The 25,560-nt window shown below is 64.2% G+C and carries 27 protein-coding genes and 2 pseudogenes; 14 read left to right on the top strand and 15 right to left on the bottom strand.

What is annotated here, in order from left to right:
• The first annotated feature begins 45 nt into the window (after positions 1-45).
• Complete coding sequence (locus NG697_RS01010) at positions 46-351, top strand: helix-turn-helix transcriptional regulator (RefSeq protein ID WP_252613354.1); 306 nt, start codon at positions 46-48, stop codon at positions 349-351.
• Positions 348-1,601, top strand: a complete 1,254-nt coding sequence (locus NG697_RS01005) for a type II toxin-antitoxin system HipA family toxin (RefSeq protein WP_252613352.1) — start codon at positions 348-350, stop codon at positions 1,599-1,601. The genes NG697_RS01010 and NG697_RS01005 overlap by 4 nt, the downstream gene beginning before the upstream one ends.
• A gap of 27 nt (positions 1,602-1,628) precedes the next feature.
• On the opposite strand, the gene NG697_RS01000 is transcribed toward NG697_RS01005, so the two are convergent.
• A complete protein-coding gene (locus tag NG697_RS01000; protein WP_252608709.1) occupies positions 1,629-2,384 on the bottom strand; it encodes an ArsR/SmtB family transcription factor in 756 nt (251 codons plus the stop codon).
• Positions 2,385-2,502: 118 nt separating this feature from the next.
• Here NG697_RS01000 and NG697_RS00995 point away from each other — a divergent pair.
• From NG697_RS00995 to NG697_RS00985, 3 genes and pseudogenes are all read left to right on the top strand, one after another.
• Positions 2,503-3,175 (top strand): annotated as a pseudogene (locus NG697_RS00995) (hypothetical protein).
• A 140-nt stretch (positions 3,176-3,315) separates the two neighbouring features.
• Positions 3,316-3,747: an ester cyclase gene (locus NG697_RS00990; protein WP_252608706.1), complete on the top strand. Its 432-nt coding sequence runs from the start codon at positions 3,316-3,318 to the stop codon at positions 3,745-3,747.
• Between the two features lie 133 nt (positions 3,748-3,880).
• The gene (locus tag NG697_RS00985) at positions 3,881-5,242 is read left to right on the top strand and encodes an MFS transporter (protein WP_252613350.1); all 1,362 of its coding nucleotides are present in this window, start codon (positions 3,881-3,883) and stop codon (positions 5,240-5,242) included.
• A gap of 49 nt (positions 5,243-5,291) precedes the next feature.
• On the opposite strand, the gene NG697_RS00980 is transcribed toward NG697_RS00985, so the two are convergent.
• Positions 5,292-6,359, bottom strand: a complete 1,068-nt coding sequence (locus NG697_RS00980; protein ID WP_252613348.1) for a glycerophosphodiester phosphodiesterase family protein — start codon at positions 6,357-6,359, stop codon at positions 5,292-5,294.
• Between the two features lie 238 nt (positions 6,360-6,597).
• On the opposite strand from NG697_RS00980, the gene NG697_RS00975 reads away from it, so the two are divergent.
• Positions 6,598-7,623, top strand: a complete 1,026-nt coding sequence (locus NG697_RS00975; protein ID WP_252613346.1) for a DUF808 domain-containing protein — start codon at positions 6,598-6,600, stop codon at positions 7,621-7,623.
• A gap of 19 nt (positions 7,624-7,642) precedes the next feature.
• Here the strand turns inward: NG697_RS00975 and NG697_RS00970 are convergent, their stop codons facing one another.
• From NG697_RS00970 to NG697_RS00960, 3 genes are all read right to left on the bottom strand, one after another.
• Positions 7,643-8,599 (bottom strand): lipid kinase, encoded by a 957-nt coding sequence (locus NG697_RS00970; RefSeq protein WP_252613344.1) that lies wholly within the window; start codon positions 8,597-8,599, stop codon positions 7,643-7,645.
• Between the two features lie 229 nt (positions 8,600-8,828).
• Positions 8,829-9,719, bottom strand: coding sequence for a 2-dehydropantoate 2-reductase (locus tag NG697_RS00965; RefSeq protein ID WP_252613342.1), 891 nt, complete (start codon positions 9,717-9,719; stop codon positions 8,829-8,831).
• Between the two features lie 131 nt (positions 9,720-9,850).
• On the bottom strand, positions 9,851-10,168 hold the full coding sequence (locus tag NG697_RS00960; protein WP_252613333.1) for a hypothetical protein: 318 nt from the start codon (positions 10,166-10,168) through the stop codon (positions 9,851-9,853).
• Between the two features lie 276 nt (positions 10,169-10,444).
• Between NG697_RS00960 and NG697_RS00955 the strand changes: the two genes are divergently transcribed.
• On the top strand, positions 10,445-10,732 hold the full coding sequence (locus NG697_RS00955) for a hypothetical protein (RefSeq protein WP_252613331.1): 288 nt from the start codon (positions 10,445-10,447) through the stop codon (positions 10,730-10,732).
• 102 nt (positions 10,733-10,834) lie between these two features.
• Here the strand turns inward: NG697_RS00955 and NG697_RS00950 are convergent, their stop codons facing one another.
• On the bottom strand, positions 10,835-11,710 hold the full coding sequence (locus tag NG697_RS00950) for a thiamine pyrophosphate-dependent enzyme (protein ID WP_252613329.1): 876 nt from the start codon (positions 11,708-11,710) through the stop codon (positions 10,835-10,837).
• On the opposite strand from NG697_RS00950, the gene NG697_RS00945 reads away from it, so the two are divergent.
• A complete protein-coding gene (locus tag NG697_RS00945; RefSeq protein WP_252613327.1) occupies positions 11,709-11,873 on the top strand; it encodes a hypothetical protein in 165 nt (54 codons plus the stop codon). The genes NG697_RS00950 and NG697_RS00945 overlap by 2 nt on opposite strands.
• A 138-nt stretch (positions 11,874-12,011) precedes the next feature.
• On the opposite strand, the gene NG697_RS00940 is transcribed toward NG697_RS00945, so the two are convergent.
• The 7 genes and pseudogenes from NG697_RS00940 to NG697_RS00910 all read right to left on the bottom strand — a co-directional run bounded on the left by NG697_RS00940 (position 12,012) and on the right by NG697_RS00910 (position 16,510).
• Positions 12,012-12,149, bottom strand: a complete 138-nt coding sequence (locus NG697_RS00940) for a hypothetical protein (protein WP_252613325.1) — start codon at positions 12,147-12,149, stop codon at positions 12,012-12,014.
• 115 nt (positions 12,150-12,264) lie between these two features.
• Entirely contained in the window at positions 12,265-12,744 is a 480-nt protein-coding gene (locus NG697_RS00935) for a hypothetical protein (protein ID WP_252613323.1), read from the bottom strand.
• Between the two features lie 83 nt (positions 12,745-12,827).
• Entirely contained in the window at positions 12,828-13,394 is a 567-nt protein-coding gene (locus NG697_RS00930; protein WP_252613321.1) for a hypothetical protein, read from the bottom strand.
• Positions 13,391-14,056 (bottom strand): DUF6308 family protein, encoded by a 666-nt coding sequence (locus tag NG697_RS00925; protein WP_252613319.1) that lies wholly within the window; start codon positions 14,054-14,056, stop codon positions 13,391-13,393. Before NG697_RS00925 ends, NG697_RS00930 begins: the two co-directional genes overlap by 4 nt.
• Positions 14,057-14,164: 108 nt before the next feature.
• The gene (locus NG697_RS00920; protein WP_252613318.1) at positions 14,165-14,569 is read right to left on the bottom strand and encodes a hypothetical protein; all 405 of its coding nucleotides are present in this window, start codon (positions 14,567-14,569) and stop codon (positions 14,165-14,167) included.
• Between the two features lie 350 nt (positions 14,570-14,919).
• Positions 14,920-15,369, bottom strand: a pseudogene (locus tag NG697_RS00915) (diacylglycerol kinase); the annotation flags it as partial.
• A 208-nt stretch (positions 15,370-15,577) separates the two neighbouring features.
• Positions 15,578-16,510 (bottom strand): LysR family transcriptional regulator, encoded by a 933-nt coding sequence (locus NG697_RS00910; protein ID WP_252613316.1) that lies wholly within the window; start codon positions 16,508-16,510, stop codon positions 15,578-15,580.
• Positions 16,511-16,595: 85 nt separating this feature from the next.
• On the opposite strand from NG697_RS00910, the gene hisD reads away from it, so the two are divergent.
• The 4 genes from hisD to NG697_RS00890 all read left to right on the top strand — a co-directional run bounded on the left by hisD (position 16,596) and on the right by NG697_RS00890 (position 20,321).
• Entirely contained in the window at positions 16,596-17,912 is a 1,317-nt protein-coding gene (gene hisD, locus NG697_RS00905; RefSeq protein ID WP_252613314.1) for a histidinol dehydrogenase, read from the top strand.
• Positions 17,913-17,940: 28 nt separating this feature from the next.
• Positions 17,941-18,753 (top strand): ABC transporter substrate-binding protein, encoded by an 813-nt coding sequence (locus tag NG697_RS00900; RefSeq protein WP_104173462.1) that lies wholly within the window; start codon positions 17,941-17,943, stop codon positions 18,751-18,753.
• A gap of 85 nt (positions 18,754-18,838) precedes the next feature.
• On the top strand, positions 18,839-19,492 hold the full coding sequence (locus NG697_RS00895) for an amino acid ABC transporter permease (protein ID WP_104173461.1): 654 nt from the start codon (positions 18,839-18,841) through the stop codon (positions 19,490-19,492).
• Positions 19,485-20,321 carry an amino acid ABC transporter ATP-binding protein gene (locus tag NG697_RS00890; RefSeq protein ID WP_104173460.1) on the top strand — a complete coding sequence of 279 codons (837 nt, stop codon included), beginning with the start codon at positions 19,485-19,487 and terminating at the stop codon, positions 20,319-20,321. Before NG697_RS00895 ends, NG697_RS00890 begins: the two co-directional genes overlap by 8 nt.
• A gap of 121 nt (positions 20,322-20,442) precedes the next feature.
• Here the strand turns inward: NG697_RS00890 and NG697_RS00885 are convergent, their stop codons facing one another.
• Both NG697_RS00885 and NG697_RS00880 read right to left on the bottom strand, forming a co-directional pair.
• Positions 20,443-22,116 carry a thiamine pyrophosphate-binding protein gene (locus tag NG697_RS00885; protein ID WP_252613311.1) on the bottom strand — a complete coding sequence of 558 codons (1,674 nt, stop codon included), beginning with the start codon at positions 22,114-22,116 and terminating at the stop codon, positions 20,443-20,445.
• Between the two features lie 120 nt (positions 22,117-22,236).
• Positions 22,237-22,740 carry an Lrp/AsnC family transcriptional regulator gene (locus tag NG697_RS00880; protein WP_252563665.1) on the bottom strand — a complete coding sequence of 168 codons (504 nt, stop codon included), beginning with the start codon at positions 22,738-22,740 and terminating at the stop codon, positions 22,237-22,239.
• Positions 22,741-22,832: 92 nt separating this feature from the next.
• Here NG697_RS00880 and hisC point away from each other — a divergent pair, with 92 nt between their 5' ends.
• Positions 22,833-23,930, top strand: a complete 1,098-nt coding sequence (hisC, locus tag NG697_RS00875) for a histidinol-phosphate transaminase (protein ID WP_252613303.1) — start codon at positions 22,833-22,835, stop codon at positions 23,928-23,930.
• 55 nt (positions 23,931-23,985) lie between these two features.
• Positions 23,986-25,398, top strand: a complete 1,413-nt coding sequence (locus tag NG697_RS00870) for an amino acid permease (RefSeq protein ID WP_252613301.1) — start codon at positions 23,986-23,988, stop codon at positions 25,396-25,398.
• The last annotated feature ends 162 nt before the right edge of the window (positions 25,399-25,560 follow it).

Raw genomic sequence — 25,560 nt, 5'->3', positions numbered from 1 at the left:
GTGCCCCGCCGGTGAAGATCGTGAACATATCAGAAATAGCTACGAATGTTCACTATCTTCACCATTTGTTCTCATGCCTGTTATGGTGAATATATGGAACATCCGGCTGAAACTCCGTTCTTCCGTGCCATGGATTCGAAATCCTTTGGCGCTTCGGTCCGTAGCGCCCGTCAGGAGCGGAAGCTGACGCAGAGCGGCTTGGCCGAGCTCATCAACGCGAGCCGTCACACCATCGTCCGCCTGGAACAGGGCGAGAATGTTTCTTTGGAGACGGCCATCGCGGCGGTGCGGGCCCTTGAGCGGGACATTGCCCTTATTCCGCGGTTTTCACGTTTGGACGTCAAGCAGTGAGGCGGAATGAGCGGCTGGCCGTCTGGCTGCATGGCCGGCGGATTGCCTGGCTCACGGGAACGTCGTTGCGTCCGCGGCTTGGATACCTCCCGGACCTTGTAGCTGAGTACGGTGCCGGCGCTGCCCTGCTCTCGTTGTCCTTGCCGTTGCAGTCCAAAGCCATCAGCGGTCCGGCAGTGCTGAACTTCTTCGATGGACTCCTCCCGGAAGGTCAGGTTCGTGCGCACCTGGCCGACCTGCACGGCGTTGCTTCCACGGACATCAAAGCGTTGCTCGCGGCGGTGGGCGCTGACTGTGCCGGCGCCGTGCAGGTCCTTCCCGACGGCGTGGATCCCGAGGAGGGGGGAGAACTGCTGCCGATGACCGAGCAGGAAGTCGTGGCCGCCGTCGAGTCCCTCCCCACTTGGGACCTCCCTGAGGACTTCGCCATCACCACGTCCCTTGGCGGTGTCCAGTCCAAGGTCCTGTTGTCCAGCAGCTTGTCGTCAGGCGACAGTGGCTGGTATTGGCCGGCCCGGGGCGCCGCCTCCACGCACATCATCAAACCCGACCCGCTTGATTCACCGATTCCGGACTTGCTGGCGGCCGAACATTGGGCGCTTGAGCTGGCCAGGGCGGCAGGCCTTCGTGCGGCACGGACACGGATGGAGACGTTCGGCACCCGGGATGCCCTGGTAGTGGAACGCTATGACCGAACCGAGGACCACAAGCGGATTCATCAGGAAGACTTCACGCAGGTTCTGGGGATTGCGTCTGCGGCAAAGTACGATCAGTCGACCGCGGCACCGTCACGCCTCGCGCAAGTGGCTGCGGTCGCGTCGCCGCACAGCCGAAATGCTGCGGCTTTCAAGAGTGAGTTGTTGAAGGCTGTGGCTTTCAATGTCCTTATCGGCAACGGCGACGCCCATTCCAAGAACTACTCGGTGCTTATCCGGGAAACGGGCGAGGTGCAGTTAGCGCCCCTGTATGACGTCGCGCCAACGCTGCTGCTCTATGCGCGCAGCTCCAATGCAGGGCATTCAGTGGCCGGTCAGGCCCGGCTGAACTACATCACCCTGGACCATCTTGTGAGGGAGGCTGGCAGTTGGGGGATGGACGTCGAGGAAGCCCGCTCCGGCGTGACGGGCATCCTCGTTGCGGCGGCGGAGGCTCATGCGTCCGTTCCCCAGCGCCTCGCGCACCTGCCCGCCCTCGTGGCTGCTCGTGCAGAAGATCTCATTGCCGGAAGCACGGCGCGCAGGCAGCTGTAACCGGTCCAGGTGCCGCCGTCGGTCGCCTCAGGTGTACATGAGGGAGCCGGGCGTGGTGAGCTTTTCGCCGGTTTCCAGCCAGGTTTTGAGGCCGGAGAGGATCATCGGCCAGCCGCCGTAGAGCTGTTCGTTGGCGCCTTCGCGGAGCTGGTCGTGGGTGACGGTGAGGTGGCAGGAATCGCCCACCGGTTCGATTTCCCAGGTGATGCGTGAGGTGCCTTCGGCCTTCACGTCCTCGCCCCACAGGGCGCGCATGGTCTGGACCAGGCGGCGCGGGGGAACAACTTCAATGTTTTCGCCCTCGCCCAGGAGCGCTCCGTCCGCCTTCGGGTTGCCCATTTCGAAGCGGCTGCCCGTGGTCCAGTCCGATTTGATGCTGTTGCCGAACTGGTACTTGCTGCGGATCTCGCTGTCCGTAATGGCTTCCCAGAGCCGCTCCGGAGTGGTCTTGATATAGATTTCGAAGATCTTTTCCATGGGACTTTCCAATCTGGTTTTGAGGTCGCTGAGGGCAGCGGCCCATGGTTGTGCATATTTGCTGACCCAGCGGTCGTGGACCAGGCGGATGGGCACCGGATTGAGGAAATGGAGTTTCTCGCGGCCCCGACGGCGGGTGACCACCAGGCCGGCTTCCTCCAGCAGCTTGAGGTGCTTCATGACCCCATAGCGGGTCATCTCGAAGTGCGCCTCGAGCGCGTGAAGGGTCTGCCCGTCTTCCCGGAAGAGCTCATCGAGCAGGTCCCGGCGGGTGGGGTCGGCGAGGGCCTTGAATACGGCGTCCACGGCTCAAGAATAGGTGACCATTTAGTCACATGTCAACGGGTTTTAGAAGTCGTTTCCCATAAGCACATGACTCGGGAAATGCGTGTCAGTGGGCGGGCGCAGGTGGGACGATGAATCCGTGGACCAATTCTTTGACTTCCTTCGCCACTACTGGTGGCTCGTCTTCCCTCTCGGCGGAATGGCCGGAGGGTGGGCAAGGCAGTGCTCCAAGGCCAGCGAACGCCGGCACCGTCGCCGTCTGGAGCTGTACAAGCTCAAGAACCAGGCGGTCCAGGCGGAACAAGCCAGCCAGGCCCAGGTCGCCGCCCTGGTGGCAGCGCATGATGCCGTGAACCGGCGGTGGCTGGACTACGAGCTCGACGTGGGGAAACTTATCGATTTCCCGGTCATGACGGATGTGCGCGAACCCCTGACGGTCGCCTTCCTCCGGGCCAAGCGGGAGGCCGACGGTTTGCGGCCGGCCAAGCCGGAGGAGATTACGACGGCCGCCCGGCTGACGGAATACCGGGCGGCCGTGCACAGCTTCCGAGCTGGCGTTCGACGTCGCCGAGCGGGAAGCCAAGCGGACCAAGGACAGCAACTTCACGGGGCCCGAACGCCAGCGGCTGGCAACGGCCAGGAAGCTGCTCAACATCGCCTCCGACAACGCGGCGACACCTGCCGAACGGCAGACCGCATACAAGCGCGCCCGGCGGGAACTGGACGGTCTCATCGTCCTGCCCGAGGCCACGGTAGCGGCGGTGGAAGTAAAGATTGCCGGCGAACTGAACGCACCACACGCCCCGGAATAAGGGAGAGTACGACGGCGGTACCAGGGTTGGGTGCGGGCGCCATCCGACTGACCTGCGCCCAGGTAGTAACTAACCATTGACTACGGGTTCCAGCGGTCTAACATGAGGCGCATCAGGACATTTCAAGGAGGAGATGTGTGATGTCACGCGCCGAAGTAGAGCAGCTTGACGACCGCGGAATGGCGGCCTGGGACCAGCACGATACGGCGGCGTTCGCCGACCTGCTGGCCGATGATTTCACTTTTACGGACGTGATGGCCCCCGAGCCGTTCCGCACGCGGGAGCAGGTCCGGGCCTACATGGACACCTGGTTCATGGCGTTTCCGGATATGCGCATCCGGGCCACCCGGCGGGTGATCAGTGATGACGAGGTGGCGGCGGAAGTGGAGTTCACCGGCACGAACACCGGGCCGGTGCGGATGGGGGACCAGGAAATTCCGGCCACTGGCAAATCCGTAGTGGGAACAGGAACCTATTTCGCCTCCGTCACCGACGGAAAGATCACCTCGTTCCGCGCCCACCCGGATGTTGCCGCACTGATGGGGCAGCTTGGGCTGATGCCCGGGATGTGACCGGGGCACGAGGCTGGCCAGCGCCGGCGCCCAGGGGGTGGTGAGCCTTTCGCCGGTTTGGGGCGAGCTCGACTCGCCGCACGCCCCGGAGTAGGTCCGTGACCCAAGGCAACGATGCACCAGACTTAGGGGCGTGACGAACAAACCCCGTCCCGGCCTCGCGATCGCTGCGCTCAGCCTCGGCACCTCCCTGAACCCGCTGAACTCGTCCATGATCGCCGTCGCGCTGGTGGTCCTGCGGGAGGATTTCGCGCTCGACGTCGCCACCGTCACTTGGGTGATCACCTCGTTCTACCTCGCGTCCGCAGCCGGGCAGCCGCTCATGGGCAGGCTCGCGGACCGCTTCGGGCCGCGCCGCCTGTTCACGTTCGGAATGGCCCTGGTGGCGGTGACGTGTGCGCTGGCTCCGTTTGCGCCCAACTTCGCGCTGGTTTGCGTGGCCCGCGCGCTCATGGCCGTGGGGACCGCGACGGCGTACCCGTCCGCCGTCGTGATGGTCACCGAACTGAGCCGGCTGGCGAAGCTGCCGTCCACCCGCCCGCTGGGCCGGATCCAGATGGCGAACACATCGGCGGCCGCGGTGGGACCCGTCGTCGGCGGTCTGTTGGTGAGCCTGCTGGGCTGGCAGGCGCTGTTCGCCGTCAACGTGCCGCTCGCGCTGCTGGCGCTGATTGTGGTGCACCGGGTGGCGCCGGCCGATTCCGGGCGCGAAACCGGGAAGCTCTCAACCTTGATCCGTGACTCCGACATCCCCGGCATCCTGGCCTTCGTCGCCTCGCTGATGCTCGCGATGATGGCGCTGCTGAACGTGATGCCGGGATACCGCTGGTGGCTCCTGGGCGCCGCGACCGTCATTGCCGCCCTGTTCGCGTGGCGGGAGCTGCGCTTCCGTCCGCCGTTCCTGGACCTGCGGCTGCTGGGCCGGAACCGGCCGCTGCTGCTGGTGTATCTGGTGTTCGTCGTCTTCAGCAGTGTCTACTACTTTGCGTTCTTCGGCCTGCCGCAGCTGCTGCAGGAGGCAGGACATTACGACGCCGGGCTGGTGGGCCTGCTGATGTTCCCCCTGGCGGCAATGTCCGTGCTGGTCACGCCGGTGACGGTACGGCTGATTGAGCGGTTCGGCGTGCGTTCGGTGATGATCGCCGGTGCGCTGATCCTGCTGGTGGCCTCGGGCGGGCTGGGGGCGTTGACGTTGTCCCTGTGGCCGCCTTTGGTGTTTATGCTGACCGCGTTAATGGGTGTGCCGTACGGCGTGGTGAGCACGGCGTCGAACCAGGGCCTGTACGTGTCTGCCCGGCCGGAGGAGAGGGGAGTGGCGGCCGGTATTTTCCAGACCTGCCGCTACCTCGGCGCCATCACGGCGACGGTGCTGATCGGTGTGCTGTACGGGCCGGGCGTGAACCAGGCGAACTGGGGGCTGATGGTCCTGGTGATGCTGGGGCTGGGCGCCGTGGTGCTGGGGTTGGCGGTGGCGTGGAAGCGGAAGGGCGCCTAGCGGCAGCTTCGAAAAGCTGCCGCCCGGCGCGCACTCAAAGGCAGGGAGTCTAGCCCTTCGTCGCGTAAGACTTGGGCAGCTTCAGGCCGCGTTCCTCCATGAGGGTGCGCATGCGCGTGGGGTAATCGGTGATGATGCCGTCCACGCCCAGGTCCATCAGGCGTTCCATGTCCGCGGTGGTGTTCACGGTCCACGGGATGACGGGCAGGCCCAGTTCGTGGGCTTCGGCGATCATCGCAGAGGTGACGGAGCGGAACGTGGGGGAGACGACGTCGTACCCCTGCGCGGCTGCCGCCTTGGGGAGGGAACCGTTGTAGTCGTCGATGTCGATGCCGCCCAGGTTGGGGCTGGCGCCGGGCTGGCCCACGCCCATCCAGGCGTCGCCGCTGGAGAGCGCCACCAGCGGGAGTTCGGGCGCGATCTCCTTGGTGAGGTTCAGCGATGACCAGTCGAAGGACTGCAGGGTGGTCCGGTCCGCCATGCCTGAAGCCTGGATCTCGGCCACCACGGCCCGGGTGAGGGACTCCATGCCCGCACCGCCGATCTGGATATCCTCCACCTTGGTCTCCACGTTGAAGCGGACCTTGGCGGCGTTGGTGTCGCGGACCAGCTGGTAGACGTCCTTGAGCTCGGCGATCCGGTTGTCCTCGATGATGTCCTGCTCCGGGTAGCCAGGCAGCTGCACGAAGCCGCAGTTGAGCGTCTTGACCTGCGGCAGTGACAGCTCGGCCACCCGGTCGCCGACGTACGGGAACTCGGGGTCGCCGGCGGTGGCGGGGGCGGTGTCCGCGCACTTGTTGGCCTGGATGGTGTCGTCGTGCCACACGATGACCTTGCCGTCCTCGGTCAGGTGGGTGTCCAACTCCAGGGTGGTCACGCCCAGCGCCAGGGAGTTCGCGAACGCGGCCAGGGACTCCTCGGTCCACTCGCCGCGGCCGCCGCGGTGGCTCTGCAGGTCGAAGGAGCCGTTGCGCTCGTTCACCTTGATCGCGGACGTGGCGGTTCCGGCAGCGTTCGACGACGGCGTGCCGGCTTCGTTTTCCGGGGCGGCGACGGCGGGGCTCGCCAGGGCGGCGATCAGGGCGGCGGCTGCCGCTGCGGTCAGGACTGGGCGCATGGGTGGTTTCCTCCTGGGGTGACGGGGACCGGCTGATGGCCGGTGACCCGTCCACCCTAGGAAGGGGAGGTTGCGCGCTTGGGGCCTTGAGTTGGAGGGGAGGTTAACGCGGAGCGGAGGTTACACGGGGTTGTTCGGCCGGCTGTCCGCCGCAATAGACTCGGAGCATGCCAATCTCGCGCCTTGATCTAGGTATTTACACTCAGCCGTCCGCCCTCGAGCAGCTCGGGGCCGATCTGTGAGCGGCGGTCTCGTCGCCCTGCTCGACGACGTCGCAGCCCTGGCCCGCATAGCCGCCGCCTCGGTGGACGACGTCGCGGCCGGAGCCGCCAAGGCGGGGGTCAAGGCCGCCGGCGTCGTCATCGACGACGCCGCCGTCACCCCGCAGTACGTGTCCGGGGCGGACCCGTCCCGCGAACTGCCGATGATCAAGAAGATCTTCTGGGGCTCGCTCCGCAACAAGCTGTTGATCATCCTGCCGGCACTGCTGCTCGTCAGCGCCTTCGTCCCATGGGCCATCCCGTTCATCCTCATGCTGGGCGGGACCTACCTTTGCTACGAAGGCGCCGAGAAGGTCTGGCACAAGCTCCGCGGCCACCACGCCGCAGAGGAAGATGCGCCGGCGGTTGAACGCGGCCCGGAGGCCGAGGACAAGGTCATCAAGGGCGCCATCACCACCGACTTCATCCTCTCCTGCGAGATCATGGTTATCTCGATGAATGAGGTGGCCCAGGATTCCTTGTTGTCCCGGGCGATTATCCTGGTGGTCGTGGCCCTGGTGATCACGGTGGCCGTCTATGGTGCCGTCGCACTCATTGTCAAGATGGACGACATTGGGATGCACCTGGCCGCTAAAGATTCCGCCGGCTCCCAGCGCACCGGTGAGCTGCTCGTCAAGGGGATGCCCGCCGTGCTGGCCGGGATAACCTTTATCGGGACAATCGCCATGCTCTGGGTGGGTGGCCACATCATGCTGCAGGGTGCACACGACCTCGGCTGGCACGCGCCCTACGACATAGTCCACGTCCTCGAGCACCCCTTCGCCGGGATCGCGGTGGTGGGCGGCTTCCTGGCCTGGCTCGTGAACACCTTGTGCTCGGCCGTCATCGGACTCGCCTGGGGCCTCGTGGTGATGGCCATCGTGCATCCGCTGCTCAAGGCTCTGCCGTTCGGCAAGGAGAAGGGCAAGCACGAGGAGGGCGACATCCGCGCCGCAATAGGCGGCCACCACGCGGCCAAACGCAACGCCGACCCCGCACCTTAGCTCGCACCCAAGGGGGCTCTCAAATGGACGGCCAGTTCGCGGCGCCCGGTCCGTCGAACAACGCGCTGGTGCTGCTCTGGGGTACCACCACGTGGACGGCGTTGCGCTGGACGGTGAAGTCGGTGGGCGTGGTTGTCGCGATCTCGCCGTCGAGGTTCACCGGCAGCGGCCGCTCGGTGACCAGCCGGACACGTCGGCTGGTCAGGTGGTACACACGGTCGTGTTTGATGAAGCTTCCGTCCTTGAGCAACCGCGCGATACTCACATGCTCCCGGAGTGGCCCCGCCAGGATCGCGTAGATGTCGAGGGTGTGATCGTCGATCCCTGCCGTCGGCGAGACCGTGTTGCCGCCGCCGTAATGCCGGCCGTTGCCGACGGCCACCTGAAGCAGGCTGTCGAGTTCCATCGGCTCGTGGTCCCCGTCGGGGAACTCGAGACGGGCCCGGAACGCCTTGTGCCGGGCATAAGCCGTTAGCGTGGCGATGCTGTAGGCCAATGGCCCGATGTACCGCTTCAGGCGGGGGCTGAGAGCTTCGGTGACAGCCACCGACAGGCCCACGGACGCGACGTTGAGGAAGGGCTCACCGTTGGCCCGGCCGAGGTCGATGTCCACTACTTTCCCGTCGGCGATGGCGGCGCAGGCCTCGGCAAGGTTGTTGGGTATCTCCAGCGTACGGGCGAAGTCGTTGGCGGTGCCCAGCGGAAGAACGCCGAGCACAACGTTGGTGCCGGCAACCCGGCCGGCGGCGTAGGACACAGTCCCGTCGCCGCCACCAACTACGACCAGGTCGTGCCCGTCCGCAAGCACCCGGTCAAACGTTCCGGCCAGGTCTGCCCCGGACAGCACGCGGTGCACCGAGGAAATGGGCACGCCTGCCTGGCGCATTGTGTCCACGGCAAGTTCGGGTGCCGCCCCTCGGCGTGATCCGGCGTTGATAACAACGGCGGCAGAGCGTGCGTCCCGGGCAGCCTTCATGTGGACATGTTAGGCGGTGGACCTGTGAATTGCTGCTAGCCCGCCACCGCCGCCTTCGCCGCCTGCGAGGCCTCCATCCACTCGCTCAGCCACGGGGCCTGGACGCTCGATGTGATGCGGCAGTCTTGTCCGGTCTTTCGGTGCAGCGGGAAGAGCACGGCGTCGCCGGTTGATCACCTCGCCCGCTCCGGTCGCTGGCTCCGCCGCGTGCTGGCCGCGCCGGAACGGTTCAGGCCGGGAGGCCGGCCCTGATCTGGATGAGGGTGAGCTCCAACAGAGGCGTAGGGACATTGAAGCTGCGGGCTCTGCCGGCAAGGTCGCCGAGGATGTGCTCGGCCTCCGACGGGAGCCCCGCGCTGAGGTCCCGGTACAGGGAGGAAGTGAACGCCGGTTCAGTCAGGATGCCGACCGCCTGTGCATGACCGGCGTCGGAAACGGGATGTCCTGCCGCCGCCGCCACCGCTTCGGTTTCACTAATGGCCTCCAGGATCCTGGACCGCCCGCCGGCCTCGATGATCCGTCCAACCGGCGCCCGGAACAGGCAGTTGACGATTCCTGCGGCCGCGATGAATACCCATTTCTCCCACAGGGCGCCGGCTATGTTGTCCACTACCGAGAAGTCGACGCCGGGCACGTCCAGAGCTTCGGAAACATCCGTAGGGACAGGGTTTCCGCTCAGCCCGCCCACCGTGAGGGACGTGAGGGGCATCTGCTGGCGGACCACATCGCCGTCGAGAGTGGCGACGATCCGGGCCAGGCCGCCGAGCACCTTGCCCGGGTACAACTGCTCAAGCCGGTCCACATGGGCCATGCCGTTGAGGATGGGAATGATGCTCGTTCCGGGCCCGACGAAGGCGCCAATCTCGCCGACTACGCCCTCGAACGCGGTGGCTTTGACCGTGACGAGGATCAGATCGAAGGCCTCTGACCCGTCCGGAGCGGTGATGGTTTTTACCGGGTGCGTCCGGTCAGCGGTGGGGGAAATGAAGCGTAACCCGTCGCGGCGAAGGACCTCCTGCTTGCGCGGACGCACCAAATAGGTGACATCTCGTCCGGCTTCCTGCAGGAGCGTACCGAACGCCCCGCCTGTGGCTCCGGCTCCGACGACGAGTATCCGCATGGGTGCATGCCTTTCCGGGGTGGTTTTCAAGGATTAACCGGAAGTATCCGATGTTCCAAGGCTAGGGGTTTCGCCGCCACGGTTCCGGGAAGGTTGCGCCGGTGCCCCGTCAGGCGGCCTGCTGAAGCTGGCTAGCCGTTGCCCGCGCCGTCTCCGGTGTCCTCCCACATGACATCCAGATTGTGGAAGATCACGGGTCCGTCGCACAGTTCCGCCATTTTGACAGCGAACTCTGACGTTTCCGGCCGGCCGGAGTTCTCCATCGCCGACTCAAAGGATTCGAAGTCGACGATGGTGAAGTAGGTGCCCGGGTGGTCCCTGTCCGCCGTGGCAACAATCCGGCGGAACGTGGCCGGAGCGCTCCCCTCGGTTCTTGAGGGACGGCCCAGTTCTTCAATCTCTTTGATACGGGAGGTCTTGAATTCGATGATCTGCACAAACCCGGCCATGACGGCTCCTTGACGGCGGTGGACGTTGATGCGGATCAGACTAGTCCCCGCATCGGATGGCGAACAGGTGCCTTGCGTAAACGTGAGCCTTCCCACCTTATTTTGAGTAGCTCAGAATAAGCCGTAAAGTTAGGTACAGGCCACCGTAGCCCTTGAGTACCGCACCGGTGAACATACCCGGGCCAGCGGGGCAAGCGACATAACGCGCAACCGCCCTCCTGCTTGAGCGGCACAAGAACCTGTATGGCACTCATCCCGAAACCCCACGGAGAACCCATGACTTTGCTGACCGAACGCCCCGAAACCTCCTCATCCACCACCGAAACCACCCTTCAGGCCGCTACCGCTAGCGCTGTCCCTGACACCGCAGTGCGCGGCGGCAGCTACGTGACTCTCCCCGCCGGCAGCGTCCCCGCCGGCGTCGAGGGAAGCTATGTCACCGTCGCTGGCGCCCGAAACCTGCCCCCCGTCACCCGTGGCAGCTATGTCACAGTAGACGGCACTCCCGTTGTTGCCGCCAGCGTCATCGAGGGCAGCTACGTAACGCTTCCAACGGCGGCCTAGGGTCCAGAGCCTGCGGGGGATAGCACCACCGCCGGCATAAAAGGAGGCCGACGGCGACACTGGGTGTCGTCGTCGGTCTCCTTTTTCGTGCCATCCGGGCAGCTACCCCGCCACCGCGGCCTTCGCCGCCTGCTTGGCCGCCATCCACTCGCTCAGCCACGGGGCCCGGACGCTCGACGTGATGCGGCAGTCGGCCACGAAGGTTCCCTTGGCGCCGGCATCGATCCAATCCGTGAGTGCGGCAAGGTCCGCCAGTGAGCGGATGATCACCGACTCGGCACCGAGCGCCCGGGCGATGCCGCTGAAGTCCACCTCGGGGATCAGCATGGGCTTTTGGGTCAGGCCCTGGGAGCCGTACTGGTGGATTTCGGCTCCGTAGGCGGCATCGTTGTAGATCACGACGACGGCGCTGTGTGCCGCGCCAATCAGCGATTCGAGGTCGGACAGTCCCATCAGGAAACCGCCGTCGCCCGAGGCCAGCACCAGGGTGCGGCCGTCCTCCACGGCGCGGGCAGCCCCGACGGCGCTCGCGAGTCCCAGCCCGATGGACTGGAACGCGGTCCCCACCATCACCAGGTCCTGGGGCCGCGGGATCCGCCAGTACATGGGTGCCCAGCCGAGGAAGTGCCCGCCGTCCTGGACCACCGTGCGGCGCTCCGGCAGCCCGGCGTCCAATGCTGTGGCCAGGGCGCGCGGGTCCAGCCGGCCGTCCGCGGTCTGGGCCGGTCCTTCGGCCACGCGTTTGCGGGCTTCCGCGCGCCAGGCTTCACTCGAAGTTCCGCCATCCAGCATCCGCAGGATGTGTTCGGCAGCGGACTTCACGTCTGCGCTGACGAATGTATCCACGCGGGGGTTGGTCGGCTGCAGGGCGGTGTCGATCTGTATGACTGTGGTGTCCGGGCCGAGCAGGTGCCCGAACCGCAGGGTGAAGGGGCTGAGGCGCGCGCCGGCCACGAGGACCACATCGGCCTCGCCCATGAGCCCGCGCTACCTCGGCGCCATCACGGCGACGGTGCTGATCGGTGTGCTGTACGGGCCCGGAGTGAACCAGGCGAACTGGGGGCTGATGGTCCTGGTGATGCTGGGGCTGGGCGCCGTGGTGCTGGGGTTGGCGGTGGCGTGGAAGCGGAAGGGTGTTTAGATCTCGTGAGATGTGCTCGGCGTCCAGGCCTGTGTCCGTGACAATGCGGCTTTAAGCTTCCGGCCGCCTGCTTCCTCGAGTAGCCCGGAATCACCGTTGCGACGCCTGCCAGCGGGCGCCGGAGATGGAGGGGCGCCTTCAGGCCGCGTTCCTCCATGAGGGTGCGCAGGCGGGGTTGTCGCTCAGCCTGTACTTGGCTTCCCACGCGGGGACGCGGATCAGCTCCTTGGAACGGGCAACTTCGACAGTCTGCTGTCCCTCTGTTGTTTCCGTCATCGCTCCCATTGCTGGCTGCCTAGCAACGCAATACGGGCTCGGCCGGGACAAGGGACCCCAAGCCTGGAGCTTGAGGGTGGTGCCAACCTTGGGCATGCCGATTACGGTGGTCCTGTCAGTCTGCGTCGAGTGTGGTCTGAAGCAGCCGGTCGAAGCTGGCGGTGCCATAATCGGGTGCAGTAGCAGTGACAATAACTCTTGTTGTCCGTACCCTGTCGTCCGTTCGGGCTATCGCTGCTATGCGCTCCGCACCTGGTCTGTCGCTGACGACGCGCAAATTTAGACCTGATACGCCGTTGACCGGCAACGGAATATCCCGGTCGGAACCCCGCAGAGCCACCAGATCTTTCATGGACAGCCTTGCATCCGCGTTGTCGGTGAGCACAACAACGGTGTCATTCACCTCTGCCATGAGGTCGCTCATAAACGCCTGTTGGGGCGAAAGCTTTCCCGTTGACCTGATCATCGCTATGACAAAGCCGATGAATGCAAGAACGATCACCACCGTCCCGAAAACTCCGAGGTTGCAGAGGATGACGAAGGCTATGATGCCAGCCCACAGCCGCTTCCCCCGGAATTTGGCAAAGACGGTCACGGGTTTGGGCATGCTACTGCCATCCCACTGCGCAGAAGTGAAACTTCTGATGACGATCTTCTCCGACTGCGTTTGTGTCACCGTCATTTCCCTTTCAGCTCCAGTAGTGCTTCGGCCAGGATCATAGCCCTACGGGCCTCGTTGAGGTCATCTCGAAGGCCCGGATCGGATGATGCCGTGTTCGCTCCTTGGGGTGTCCCGGCAACACCTGCGACGGCCTCGTTGAGCTTCTCGCGATCGCGCATTGTCATCCGGGACGAAAGGAGATTGAGCTTGCTTCTGTCCAGATCGAGAAGCGACTTGTTGATTTCATCAACATGGCTGCTAACAGTTGATTTTTTCTCGTCGATGCGCTGGCTGCGGAGCAGGAACATTGATTCCATCCTGAGGGCAACGTCATGGAGCTCGCGCAGCGAGTTTGCCGTGTCCAGCGAAATGGCATCTTTCGCAACTAACTTGCTGAGCTTGATGCGTCGTTCTTCCCAGAGCCTGAGACCGAGCACGTTCTGTTTGAACAGCAAAGTGATTATTTCAAGTGTCCGGTTCAGTGAGTCATGACGTGCCTGTAGCTTTTTCGAAGCGGCCGTCAGTTGCTCGACGAACTGTGCATAGTTGTCCGTGAGCTCCGGCCCTTGCCTGGTCCTTTTCACGAGGCTGCGGTCTCCTTTCTGTACATCCAGAGCACGATGTCCATGACACGAATGTCGGAAATCGGATCGGAAATTCCAGAGAGCCTTCGAATTTCTTGAAGCCGGTGAGTGAGGCCTGTGCCGTCAATTAAGGCCGTGTGCCACTTCTTCCACTGACCCACGGAGTTCTTGGGCAGCCCCATTAGTGGACCCACGATTGAATCGTAGATGGGGATTAGCTGGGGGCGCTTTCGGGCCATGATCTTACTGGCCTTAGTTTCGCCGATACCCCATCGTCCGGTTGTCGTCGCCCTGAGCACGTGCCATAGGCACATTCCGGGGCTCCCTGTACCAAGATACTTGTCGAACTCGTCAGGGGTCAGATCCGCCAGGTCGACGTTTAATGGCAGTTGCTTGAGATGATCAGTAATCTCCGGACCATGCGTTTCAAGTATGCCGACAGCGGCCCGGGCTGGAATCTTGACCGACAGCAATGAGACTGCGACCGGATCATCTGAGACCACGCGGTTGGCCACGCCCGCCGCATCACCACCACCGGCCCAGCTGTCGAAGCGGCTGCCGGTCCTCGGCATCTCTGAAGCGAAAAGATCATTGTAGTAGGCACGCAGCAGTTTGGCTGCGGCATCGATATGGTCCTCATCCAAAATGTTCGGAATTGTCATTCGTCCCCCAATAGTTGCGCTCGACGTCGAGACGGCGTCCTGGTGCGTCGCCGAGAGTACCAAGTCCCCAAGGCACCGCACGGTGGGTACTTTGGGGACGAGCGGCAACTACTTCGTCACGTGAACTACTACTGCCTTGTCGACAGCCTGCTCTGCCCCGGCGTTGTCTATCCCTGTAACCGTCCAGTTGCTGAGCAACAGCACGGTCTTGCCAGTATCAGCGTTGTAGACGACTTTCTTGAAGCCCAGAGCGGATAGGTCGTCGTCGAGCGCCTCTGCATTCATTCCGGCAACGTTGCCAGGAATAATCGCAGTCGTTGGAGCCGCAGGAGCCGGAACCGGGACCGCCACTACGACGGGTGCAACAGGCTCGGCTGTGACTGTGGCGGTTGCTGTAGCCGTCTGTGTAACGGTGTGCGTTACGGCCGGAACTGATTGCGGCGATCCCGCGGCACAGCTCGAAAGGGCCAGACACAAGAGTGCGCCGCTGGCCAGAGTTGTTGTGAGCTTCAAACTATTTCCCCCTTGATGAATTCAGTTCGGCAAGGTTGGATGCGTCATCCAGCCTGCCTGATGACCCAATTCTTCACGGGGATAAGGTGCGCAGAAGTACGTTCTCCGATTGCTCGGTGAAAGTTGCGTAGACCTTGAGCAGCCCTTGATTAAATCTGCACTGGATCTCCTTGGCTTTACTGCGGTCTGGGGACAGGCACGTAAACGGTTTACGTAAACGGTTACGTGACTTGCCTCACCAACAAGGGGGGAGGTGCCGGAGGCGTGAGTGTTTCGGAAACAACGCCGGAAGGACGGGCCGACTGGCCAAAGAAAGAAACCGGGCTGTGGGCCGGTGTGCTCATGAGCTTTCAAACGGACGGCCAGTTCGCGGCGCCCGGTCCGTCGAACAACGCGCTGTTGCTGCTCTGAGGAACCACGACGTGGACGGCGTTGCGCTGGACCGTGAAGTCGGTGGGCGTGGTCGTCGCGATCTCGCCGTCGAGGTTCACCGGCAGCGGCTGCTCGGTGACCAGCCGGACACGTCGGCTGGTCAGGTGGTGCACCCGGTCGTGTTCGACGAAACTTCCGTCCTTGAGCAACCGTGCGATATTCACGTGCTCCCGGAGCGGCGCCGCCAGGATTGCGTAGATGTCAAGAGTGTGATCGTCGATCCCTGACGTCGGGGAGACCGTGTTGCCGCCGCCGTAATGCCGGCCATTGCCGACGGCCACCTGAAGCAGGTGTTCGAGCTCCATCGGCTCGTGGTCCCCCTCCGGGAACTCGAGACGGGCTCGGAACGGCTTGTGCCGAGCATATGAGAATGTCAATCTGACTTGAGCCCGCCTTGGGGTGAAAGTGCAGTCTGATCGGGGCCCACCTGAGTAGGTCAACCTGATTCAAAGCCGGTGTGACGACCCGATCCATGACCACCCACGACTTCGCTGACCAGCGCCAGCGAGTGATCGAGTCGTTGAGGCTGACGCTCTTTGTTCCTCCCCATTCTTCGGACCAAATCGCCGCCCTTTGTCAATTCCGAATCTGCCGGCGGACGTTCTGTTCCGGGTCAACCTTGGCCAGCAGCGTGCGCTCGGCCATCTGCGCCATTTTTCGTGTCGCTGGCGAGAGATACGATGCTTCACGCTGGATGAGGGCAATGGTGTCGTACAGGGGTTCGGCAAAAGGAACTGCTTTAATGTTTTTCGGGAATCCGGCTCCATTGACGATCGCTTGGGGAACGAAGGTGTCCGCGGCTCCGGCGGCCACGAGCCCAAGGGCGGTATCGACGTGCTCCACTTCAATTGCGGGATCGATCTTGAGGCCCTTGAGCATGGCGCGCTCCAAAATCTGCCGGCGCGTGGGGTCCCGCCAACCGGCAAATGCGTCGTAGAGCACCAGCTTTGACGCCGCGAGCTCCTGCATGGTCATGGGACCCTGTGACGGATCGCGCGTGGCCGAGACGTAAAAAACCTGGTCCCGGAAGAGCGGCCTTACCTGCAGTCCCGTTTCGACCACAGGAAGAACGATGAGCCCTGCCTCGATCTCACCGGACGCCACGGATTCAGCCACAGCGACGGAGTTCAGGCCCACCAGGCGCACTTTTACCTTGGGATACCGCCGGTGGAATCGCTGGACGAGGTCCGCGAGATCGTAGTGCGCTCCGTACCGCAGCACTCCGAAGGTGCATACGCCTCCTTCCAGGGAGGACATGGATTTCAAGGCTTCCACCCCGTTGTCAAACGACGTCACAGATCGCTGTGCGTGCTGCTGCAATTCCACGGCAGCCGTAGTGGGGATTAGACGGCGCCCTCCGCGGGTAAAAAGGCTGTGGGCCAGCTCCTGTTCGAGCCTGTTGATGAGCTCTGAGACGGAAGCTTGGCTTGTTTCCAACTTTCGTGCTGCCGCGGTAAAGGAACCAAGCTCATAGGCGGCCAGAAAGGCCCGAAGCTGCGCCAGTGTCATGCCCCCAGCCTATAGGGTGACCCTATGACTGGTATATGCAAAGGCCCCATTGTGCTATGCTTCCGGGGCGCGTACGTTGTGACCCATGCAAATAGCTGAACGTGACAGGGCATACATTCGGGGAAACTTCACCACGCTGAAGAGCCCAGCTGTAGGGGGCGTCCCCGCCCAGCGACTGCCGGAAGTCATTGAAACCGTTTCGGTCATGCTCGGCGACATAGAGAGAAACGGGATCGACGCCGTCGTCAAATACTCACGGCAACTCGACGCCTGGTCCGGTCAAAGCCTCGAGGTCAGCCCGGAAGACCTGGCCAAGACCGGGGACTCACTGTCCGCCGAGTTGCGTGAGGCCCTCATGGCCAGTGCCGAGCGGACCCGGCTGTTCGCCGTCGAGCAGCGCGAACACCTGACGGATTTCGAAACCGAACTCCTCCCCGGGGTTTTCACAGGACAAAAGTACGTTCCTGTTGCCAGAGTGGGGGCCTACCTGCCGGCGGGCAGGTTCCCCATCCTCGCCAGTGCCTTCATGACCGTGGGGGTTGCCAAAGCCGCCGGCGTTCCCAGCGTCGTCGCCTGTACCCCGCCCACGGGACCCGGCGGGCACCCGGCTGTACTCTACGCCGCCTACCTCGCTGGCGTTGACCGGGCGTTTACCGTGGGCGGCGTACAGGCGATGGCGGCGATGGCCTTCGGCCTGCTGGGTGAGCAGCCCGCGGATATTCTGGTGGGCGCAGGCAACGCCTACGTAACTGAGGCCAAACGCCAGCTGTTCGGGCGCGTCGGCATTGATCTCCTTGCGGGCCCCTCCGAAGTCGCCGTGATCGCTGACGAAACGGCGGATGCGGAGCTTGTGGCTGCGGACCTTCTCGGCCAAGCCGAACACGGACCGCAATCACCGGCATCCCTGGTGACCACATCCCAGGAGTTCGGCGAGGAGGTCATGCGGCATATCAGCAAGCAGCTGCGGACGCTGGACACCCGGGACATCGCCGGCCCGGCGTGGCGGGACTACGGCACCGTTTACGTCGCCGAGGACCGCGCGACGGCGGTGCAGATCATGGACCTGCTGGCGCCGGAACACCTCGAGATTCAAACGTCCGACGATTCCTACTACCATGCGAACCTGCAAAACTACGGCTCCATCTTCCTGGGTCCGTGGTCCACGGTTGCCTACTCAGACAAGGGCACCTCAGGCACCAACCATGTCCTGCCCACTGGTGGCGGCGCCCGGTCCTCGGCAGGGCTCTCGGTATCCCGCTTCCTGAAACCGCTGACGTTTCAGCGGGTCGAAAAAGACGCCACTCCGCGCCTGGCTAACTACGTGGCAACGATCTCCGGATTCGAAGGCATGGAGGCTCACAAGGCCACTGCTACCCTGCGGCTCGACCGCTTCAACCGATAAAAACCATCACTAACGAAGGCACTTCACGATGAACAAAAATATGCTCCGCAAGCGGTTTGCTGCATTGGTGCCTATGGGCGTAGCTGTCGCCCTGGCCATGACCGCTTGCGGCTCAGGAAGCGGCGGCGGGTCCAGCACCGGCGGGGCCGAACAGAAGACCATTACCATCGCCACCTCCAACGACGCCCCCTTCTCCTACACCGACCAGGCAACCGGTGAACTCAAAGGCATCGACGGGGAAATGATCAACGCCATCGCCGCGGCGAAGGGATGGAAGGTCAAAGTCTTCACCTCGGAGTTCGCCACGCTGATTGCGGCGCTGAACGCGAAGAAGGCCGACGTCATCGTGGATGCGATGTACATCACCGACGATCGCAAGAAGGAGATCAACTTCACCGAGCCCTGGTACACCGAGGGTGAGGCCATGGTGGTTCCCGCGGATTCCACTTTGGCCTCGCGCGACGACGTCAAGGGCAAGGTGCTCGGCGCTCAGACCGGCACGGTATTCAAGGACCTCGTGGACAGCCTCGGCGGAAGCCAGGTCAAGCTCTTCGACTCGCAGGCGGCCCTGCTCGCAGCAGTGGAAAACAAACAGGTCGACGCCGTGTTCACGGACAGCGCCGTCATCGGTTACAGCCTCGTCCAGAAACCGAACCCCAAGCTCAAGCTCGTCGACCCCTATGAGCCGTTCTACCCGGGCATCATCGGAGCCGGAGTGCGCAAGGACGATACGCAGCTGCTGCAGGACCTGAACTCGGGACTGACTGAGCTCAAGAATTCGCCCAAGTACCTTGAGATCCTCAAGAAGTACGGCCTCGGTGAAGCCAACATGGTCAAGTAGATTTCAACTCACGCAGGGCCGGCGGGCATTCGCTAATGCCGCGGCTCCGCCGGCCCTGCCCGACCCTTGACTTAGGGATTCCTTCATGGACTTCATCACCAACACGCTCGCCGTGTTCCCTGCCCTCCTTTTTGCCGTGCCCGTTGTCGTCCAACTTGCCCTCGGCGCCATGGCGCTGGCGCTAGTCCTCGGCCTCCTGATTGCCTTGGCGCGGATCTCCAACATCAAAATCCTCCGCGGAATAGCCACCTTCTACCTCGAAGTGATCCGTGGAACCCCGCTGCTGGTGCAGTTGGTCTACATCTTCTTCGTGCTTCCCAGCATCGGGGTGTCCATCGAACCGGTTCCGGCCGGCATCCTGGGCCTGGGCCTGAACTACGCCGCCTATCTCTCAGAAGTTTTCCGCTCCGCCATCCTGTCCGTGGAACACGGCCAAACCGAGGCCGCCCTCTCGCTCGGATACACACCTACCAAAACCCTTTGGAAAGTGGTCATTCCGCAGTCATTCGTTGTTTCCATGGGGCCAATCGGCAACTACTTCATCGCGATGGTCAAGGACACCGCGCTGACCTCGGTGATCGCCGTGACCGAGATCCTGAAGACAGCCAACATCCTCAACAGCCAGACCTTCCAGACCACGGCCATCTATACCGCCGCGGCCATTCTCTATCTGATTATCAGCCTGCCGCTTTCGCGCATCGTGGTAGTGCTTGAACGAAAGGCCCGGGCCAATGGCTGACGACACCATCATCGAGGTCCGCGACGTCCACAAAACTTTCGTCTCGGAAACAAAGCGGACGCTATGGAGCCGGCTGACGGGGCGCCCCCACGTGGAAAAACGGGTGGAAGTGCTCAAGGGCGTGGACCTGGTGGTCCACCGCGGCGAAACCATCGCGATCCTGGGGTCCAGCGGATCCGGTAAGAGCACCCTGCTGCGCTGTATCAACAAACTGGAAACCATCGAAGCCGGGCGGATCTACGTCAACGGGCACCTGATCGGCTACGAAGAACGCGACGGCGGACTGATCGCCGAAAAAGCCTCGATTACCGCCCAAAAGCGCACCGACATCGGGTTCGTCTTTCAACACTTCAACCTGTTCCTCAACAAGACGGCCCTGGGCAACGTCATGGCACCGTTGCGGGACGTGAAAAAGCTCTCCGCCTCAGAGGCCCGCAATATAGCCGTCCCCAACCTCGAAATGGTGGGACTAGGCGACAAGATGGAGAACTACCCCAGCAAGCTCTCCGGCGGCCAAAAGCAGCGCGTTGCTATCGCCCGTGCTCTCGCCATGGAACCCAGCGTCATGCTTTTCGACGAACCTACATCGGCACTGGACCCGGAACTGGTGGGCGAAGTCCTCTCCGTCATCAAGAAAATCGCCCAGCAGGGAACCACCATGGTCATCGTCACCCACGAAATGCAGTTCGCCCGGGAAATTGCCGACCGAATTGTTGTCATGGACCAGGGAATCATCGTCGAGGAGGGCCCACCAAGCCAGATCTTCACTGCCCCGCAGCACCCGAAGACCCGGGCACTGCTGAGCCGTTCCGGAATCCTGCCAGCCTAAAGGTACCGGAAGTCATTCGCTCACCGCTGGTCACATAAATCAGAGGCGGCATGAATTGGCTCGGGGACGCGATCAACGGAAGCAAAATGGGGTAGTTGGGCCGTGGACCTGCGAATTCCAGCTAGCCCGCCACCGCAGCCTTCGCCTCCTGCTTGGCCGCCATCCACTCGCTCAGCCACGGGGCCCGGACGCTCGAGGTGATGCGGCAGTCGGCCACGAAGGTTCCCTTGGCGCCGGCATCGATCCAATCCGTGAGTGCGGCAAGGTCCGCCAGTGAGCGGATGATCACCGACTCGGCACCGAGCGCCCGGGCGATGCCGCTGAAGTCCACCTCGGGGATCAGCATGGGCTTTTGGGTCAGGCCCTGGGAGCCGTACTGGTGGATTTCGGCTCCGTAGGCGGCATCGTTGTAGATCACGACGACGGCGCTGTGTGCCGCGCCAATGAGAGATTCGAGGTCGGAGAGGCCCATCAGGAAGCCGCCGTCGCCGGAGGCCAGCACCAGGGTGCGGCCGTCCTCCACTGCGCGGGCTGCCCCGACGGCGCTGGCGAGGCCCAGCCCGATGGCCTGGTAGGCGGTTCCGACCATGACCAGGTCCTGGGGCCTCGGGATGTGCCAGTACATGGGTGCCCAGCCGACGAAGTGGCCGCCGTCCTGGACCACCGTGCGGCGCTCCGGCAGCACCGCATCCAGTGCCGTGGCAAGGGAGCGCGGGTCCAGCCGGCCGTCTGGGGTCTCGTCGGAGCCAGGGTGGTGGGCCGGTCCTTCGACCAGGCGCTTGCGGGCTTCCGCACGCCAGGCTTCTGCGCGGCTGGCGTCCGGCGAGGCCGGGCCATCCAGCATCTGGAGGATGTGTCCCGCGGCAGACTTCACGTCCGCGCTGACGAACGTATCCACCCGGGGGTGCGTCGGCTGCAGCGCGGCGTCGATCTGGATGACGGTGCTGTCCGGGCCGAGCAGGTGCCCGAAGCGCATGGTGAAGGGGCTCAGGCTTGCCCCGGCCACGAGGACCACATCAGCCTCACCCATGAGCCCGGCCGCGGTGTCCGTGCCGAAGCCGCCCGCGACGCCGAGGTAGCCCTCGCCCTGGAGGAGGTTGAGCGCCAGAGCGGTTCCGGCGGTCAGCGCGCCCAGGCGGTCGGCGAGCTCCCGGAGCTCCGGGCCGGCTCCGGCGAGATGCGCACCGCGGCCGGCGAGGATCAGCGGCCGCTTCGCCCCGGCGAGCAGGCGGGCTACCTGCACGAGGTCGCCGCCGCCGTCGTCCGTTACCTGAGGTGCCAACGGCGCCGGAAGTTCTTCATCTGCCGCCTCGAGTGCCGCGAGGTCGTAGGGGATGGCAATCACGACGGCGGTGCGCTTGGTGAGTGCGTACTCCACCGCCTGCCGTGTGATGGAGCCCGCGGCTTCGCGGGTGACGGTGAAGGTCGCCGCGCCGAGGCCTGCGGCGATTGCCGCCTGGTCCACGTCCTGGGGCCGGGCGCCAGTGCTCGGAGCGTCCCCGGTGACCAGCACGACGGGGATCTGGGCCTGGACCGCCTCTGCGAGGGCGGTGAGTGCATTGGTGTAGCCGGGGCCGTAGGTGGTGGTGCCCGCTGCGAGACGTCCTGACGTTCTGTAGTAAGCGTCGGCCGCGGCGATGGCGGCGCCTTCATGGCGGACGGGGGAGAAGCGGAGTCCCAGCTTTTCCGCGGCGTCCAGGAAGTAGACGTTTCCGTTGCCCATGACGCCGAATACATCGCTGAGGTAGCTGCTGAGAACCTGTGCCACGCGGCCGGAGACGGTAAGTGAAGTCATGCAGGAATCTTGTGGGCTGGTTCAAAGATAGGCAAGAGGAGCGAATTTGATTGGGATATTTGGCAGGACGATGCAGGCCTAAGTGAAAATATGCCCACTTGTGGCGTGCATCACCCGTCCTTAGCTGGAAGGGCGGGATTCCTGCTCTGAGAGCCGGCTGAGGAGGCCGTCGTAGCGGGGCGGCATGAGTTCCAGTACCGAAATGGCCGTGCTGGTCCGTTGGATCCCCTCGATTTCCAGGATCTGGTTGGTGATGCGGTAGAGGTCGGCCGTGCTGCGGGCCACCACCTTGGCCATGAGGTCCGCGTCCCCGGTGGTGGCGTGCACCTCGATGACCTCCGGAATCGCGGCGAGCCCGTCTTCCACCGCACCTGTCCGCGTCTGGCTGATGGACAGTGAGAGGAAGGCCATCAGGTCATATCCAAGCGCGGCGGGATCCAGTCTCCGGCTGAAGGAGCGGAGGGCGCCGCTGCGCTCCAGCCGTGCCAGCCGGGCATGGACCGTGTTCCGTGCGACGCCGAGCGTCCGCGAGAGTGCCAGGGCGCTGGCTTCCGGATCCTTGTCGAGGGCCAGGATGATCCTGCCGTCGAGGGAATCCACGGTGCGGGGGTTCGGGATGGTCATATTTTCACCACAGACAGTAGAAGTTGAGCAGAAGTCCCAATGGGTTGAGCGTATCTTGCAATGTGGGCCGGGTCACAACATGATCGTTCCTCATGACCCGTGATCAGATCCTGACCGCACCGGACACCGCGCTTCCCACCCTTCGTGGCGCGGTGGCCGGCCTCCCGCCCTACGTCCCGGGCCGGCGCAGCGCCGGCACGGACATCGCAGCCCTCGCCAGCAACGAAAGCCACTACGAGCCACTGCCCGCTGCCGCCGCCGCGGTGGCCGCAGCGGCCGGTACGATGAACCGCTACCCTGACAGTGCCGCCGTCGAACTCCGCGAACGGATTGCCCGCCACCTCGGCGTCACGGCCGGAGAGGTCGCGGTGGGACCCGGCAGCGTCGGCGTCCTCCAGCAGATCATCACCGGCCTTTGCGATGCTGGGGATGAAGTGATCTTCGCCTGGCGCTCTTTCGAGGCTTACCCCATCCTGGTTGAGCTTGCAGGCGCCCGGTCGGTCCGCATACCTCTGGACGGCGCTGAGGGCCACGACCTCGATGCCATGGCCGCGGCCGTCACTGCCCGCACGAAGGTCATCCTGCTCTGCACCCCCAACAATCCCACCGGCGTGCCGATCAGCCATGAACGCGTCGAGGCCTTCCTGCAATCCGTCCGCTCAGACATCCTCGTGGTGATCGACGAGGCCTACGTGGAATACGCTGAAGGGGGCAGCGGCCCCGATTCCCTGGCGCTCTACCGCCAGTACCCGAACGTCTGCATCCTGCGCACGTTCTCGAAGGCCTACGGACTCGCCGGCCTGCGCGTGGGCTACGCCGTGGCGGCGCCGAGCATCGCCGAGGGACTGCGCCGGACCGCCCTTCCCTTCTCTGTGAGCGGCATGGCCCAGACGGCGGCCATCGCTTCGCTGGACGCGGGGGAGGAGATGGAAGCGCGCGTGGCCGCCGTCAGGCAGGAGCGCGGCCGCATGGCCGCGCAGCTCGAAGCCCGGGGCTGGAACCTGCAGCCGAGCCAGGGCAATTTCCTGTGGATCCGTGCGGATGACGATCTCTGCGCGAGGCTGGTGGACGCGTTCGACAGCGCCAGCATCCTGGTCCGGGCGTACCAGGGCGACGGCGTGCGGATCACCGTTGCCGATCCCGCCTCGAACGACCGCGTGCTCCGGCTGCTCGAAGCCCACGCTGCCTGACAAATCGACTGACCTGAAATTCAATCCGTTCCACCTACAAACCAGAGGACTCCCCATGGAACAACAGACAAAGACGTCTGGCCGCGCACTGGGCGCGGCACTCAAACCCCGCCAGCTCACCATGATGGGGCTCGGAAGCGCCATCGGCGCGGGCCTCTTCATCGGCTCCGGCGCCGGCATCCAGGCCGCCGGGCCGGCCGTGCTGATCTCCTACCTCGTGGCCGGCACCCTCATCATCCTGGTGATGTGGGCCCTCGGCGAGATGGCCGCCGCCAACCCGGACAGCGGCGCCTTCTCTGTCTATACCGCCAAGGCCTACGGGCCGGTGGCCGGCGCCACGGTGGGCTGGCTCTGGTGGCTGCAGCTCGTGGTGGTCATCGCGGCCGAAGCGCTCGGTGCGGCAGGCCTGCTGTCCACGATTTTCCCGGCCCTGCCGGTGTGGCTGATGGCATTCGTGTTCATCGTGGTGCTTACCGCCGTGAACCTCACCAGTGTGAAGAACTTCGGCGAGTTCGAGTTCTGGTTCGCCCTGCTCAAGGTGGCAGCAATCGTCGGGTTCCTCCTGGTCGGCGCTGCCCTGCTCTTCGGCTGGCTGCCGGGCGTGCAGTCGCCGGGCCTTTCCAACTTCACCGGAGACGGCTTCGCGCCCGACGGCTTCGCCGGGATCGCCACGGCACTTTTCGTGGTGGCATTTGCGTTCGGCGGCACCGAGATCGTGTCCGTGGCGGCAGCCGAGACCGCCGAGCCGGCCCGCACCGTGCGGACAGCAGTCCGCACGGTGCTGTGGCGCATCCTGGTCTTCTACATTGGTGCGATCTTCGTTATCGCGGCCGTGGTTCCCGTGGGTTCGGCGGGGCTGAAGAGCCCGTTCGCCGCGGTGTTGGAGGCCGCCGGCATGCCGGGCGCGGCCACCGCCATCACCCTGGTGGCCGTCGCCGCATTGCTCTCCGCCCTCAACGCCAACCTCTACGGTGCGTCACGGATGGCGTTCTCCCTCGCCGAGCGGGGCGAAGCACCACGGCTGCTCGCTTCCGTGTCCAAGGCACGGGTCCCGGTTGTCGCCGTCCTGGCCAGCGTCGCTTTCGGCGTTGTCACGGTTGTGCTGGAGTTGGCTTTCCCGGAGAAGGTCCTTCCCGTCCTGCTCAACATCGTGGGTTCGACGTGCCTTCTGGTGTGGACGTCCGCGCTCCTCGCCCAGCTCGCGCTGCGCCTCCGCGCCGACCGAGAAGGAACGGAGCTTCCCCTGCGGATGCCCGGCTTCCCGTGGCTCACGTGCTTTGGTCTGCTCATCCTTGCGGCGATCTTCACGGTGGGCTTCATCGGCGAGGATTCCCGTCCCCAGCTCCTGAGCACTTTCGGACTTGTGGCGCTTCTGGCGGTGGCAAACTGGCTCCACCACCGTTCCGGCAAGGTTCTGCCCATTGTCGAGTCTTCGGATGGTGCCAAGCAGCCGGTGCTCATCGACTGAATCAGGCGCCTTGAACCCATGGTGGGTTCGGTGACACTCCCAGGGCGCGTCCGGCTATGGCCGGGCGCGCCTTTGCCATATGTGCCGGAGCAGTGTCCCGAGGGTGCAAGGGGCCTTGAGAAATGGTGCCAAAACTGGCACCATGGCGATGCGACAAGCCAT

Origin of the sequence: Pseudarthrobacter raffinosi (genome assembly GCF_023913835.1) — a bacterium.
Taxonomy (GTDB): Bacteria; Actinomycetota; Actinomycetes; order Actinomycetales; family Micrococcaceae; genus Arthrobacter; species Arthrobacter raffinosi.
This window is presented reverse-complemented; position numbering and strand designations above follow the sequence as displayed.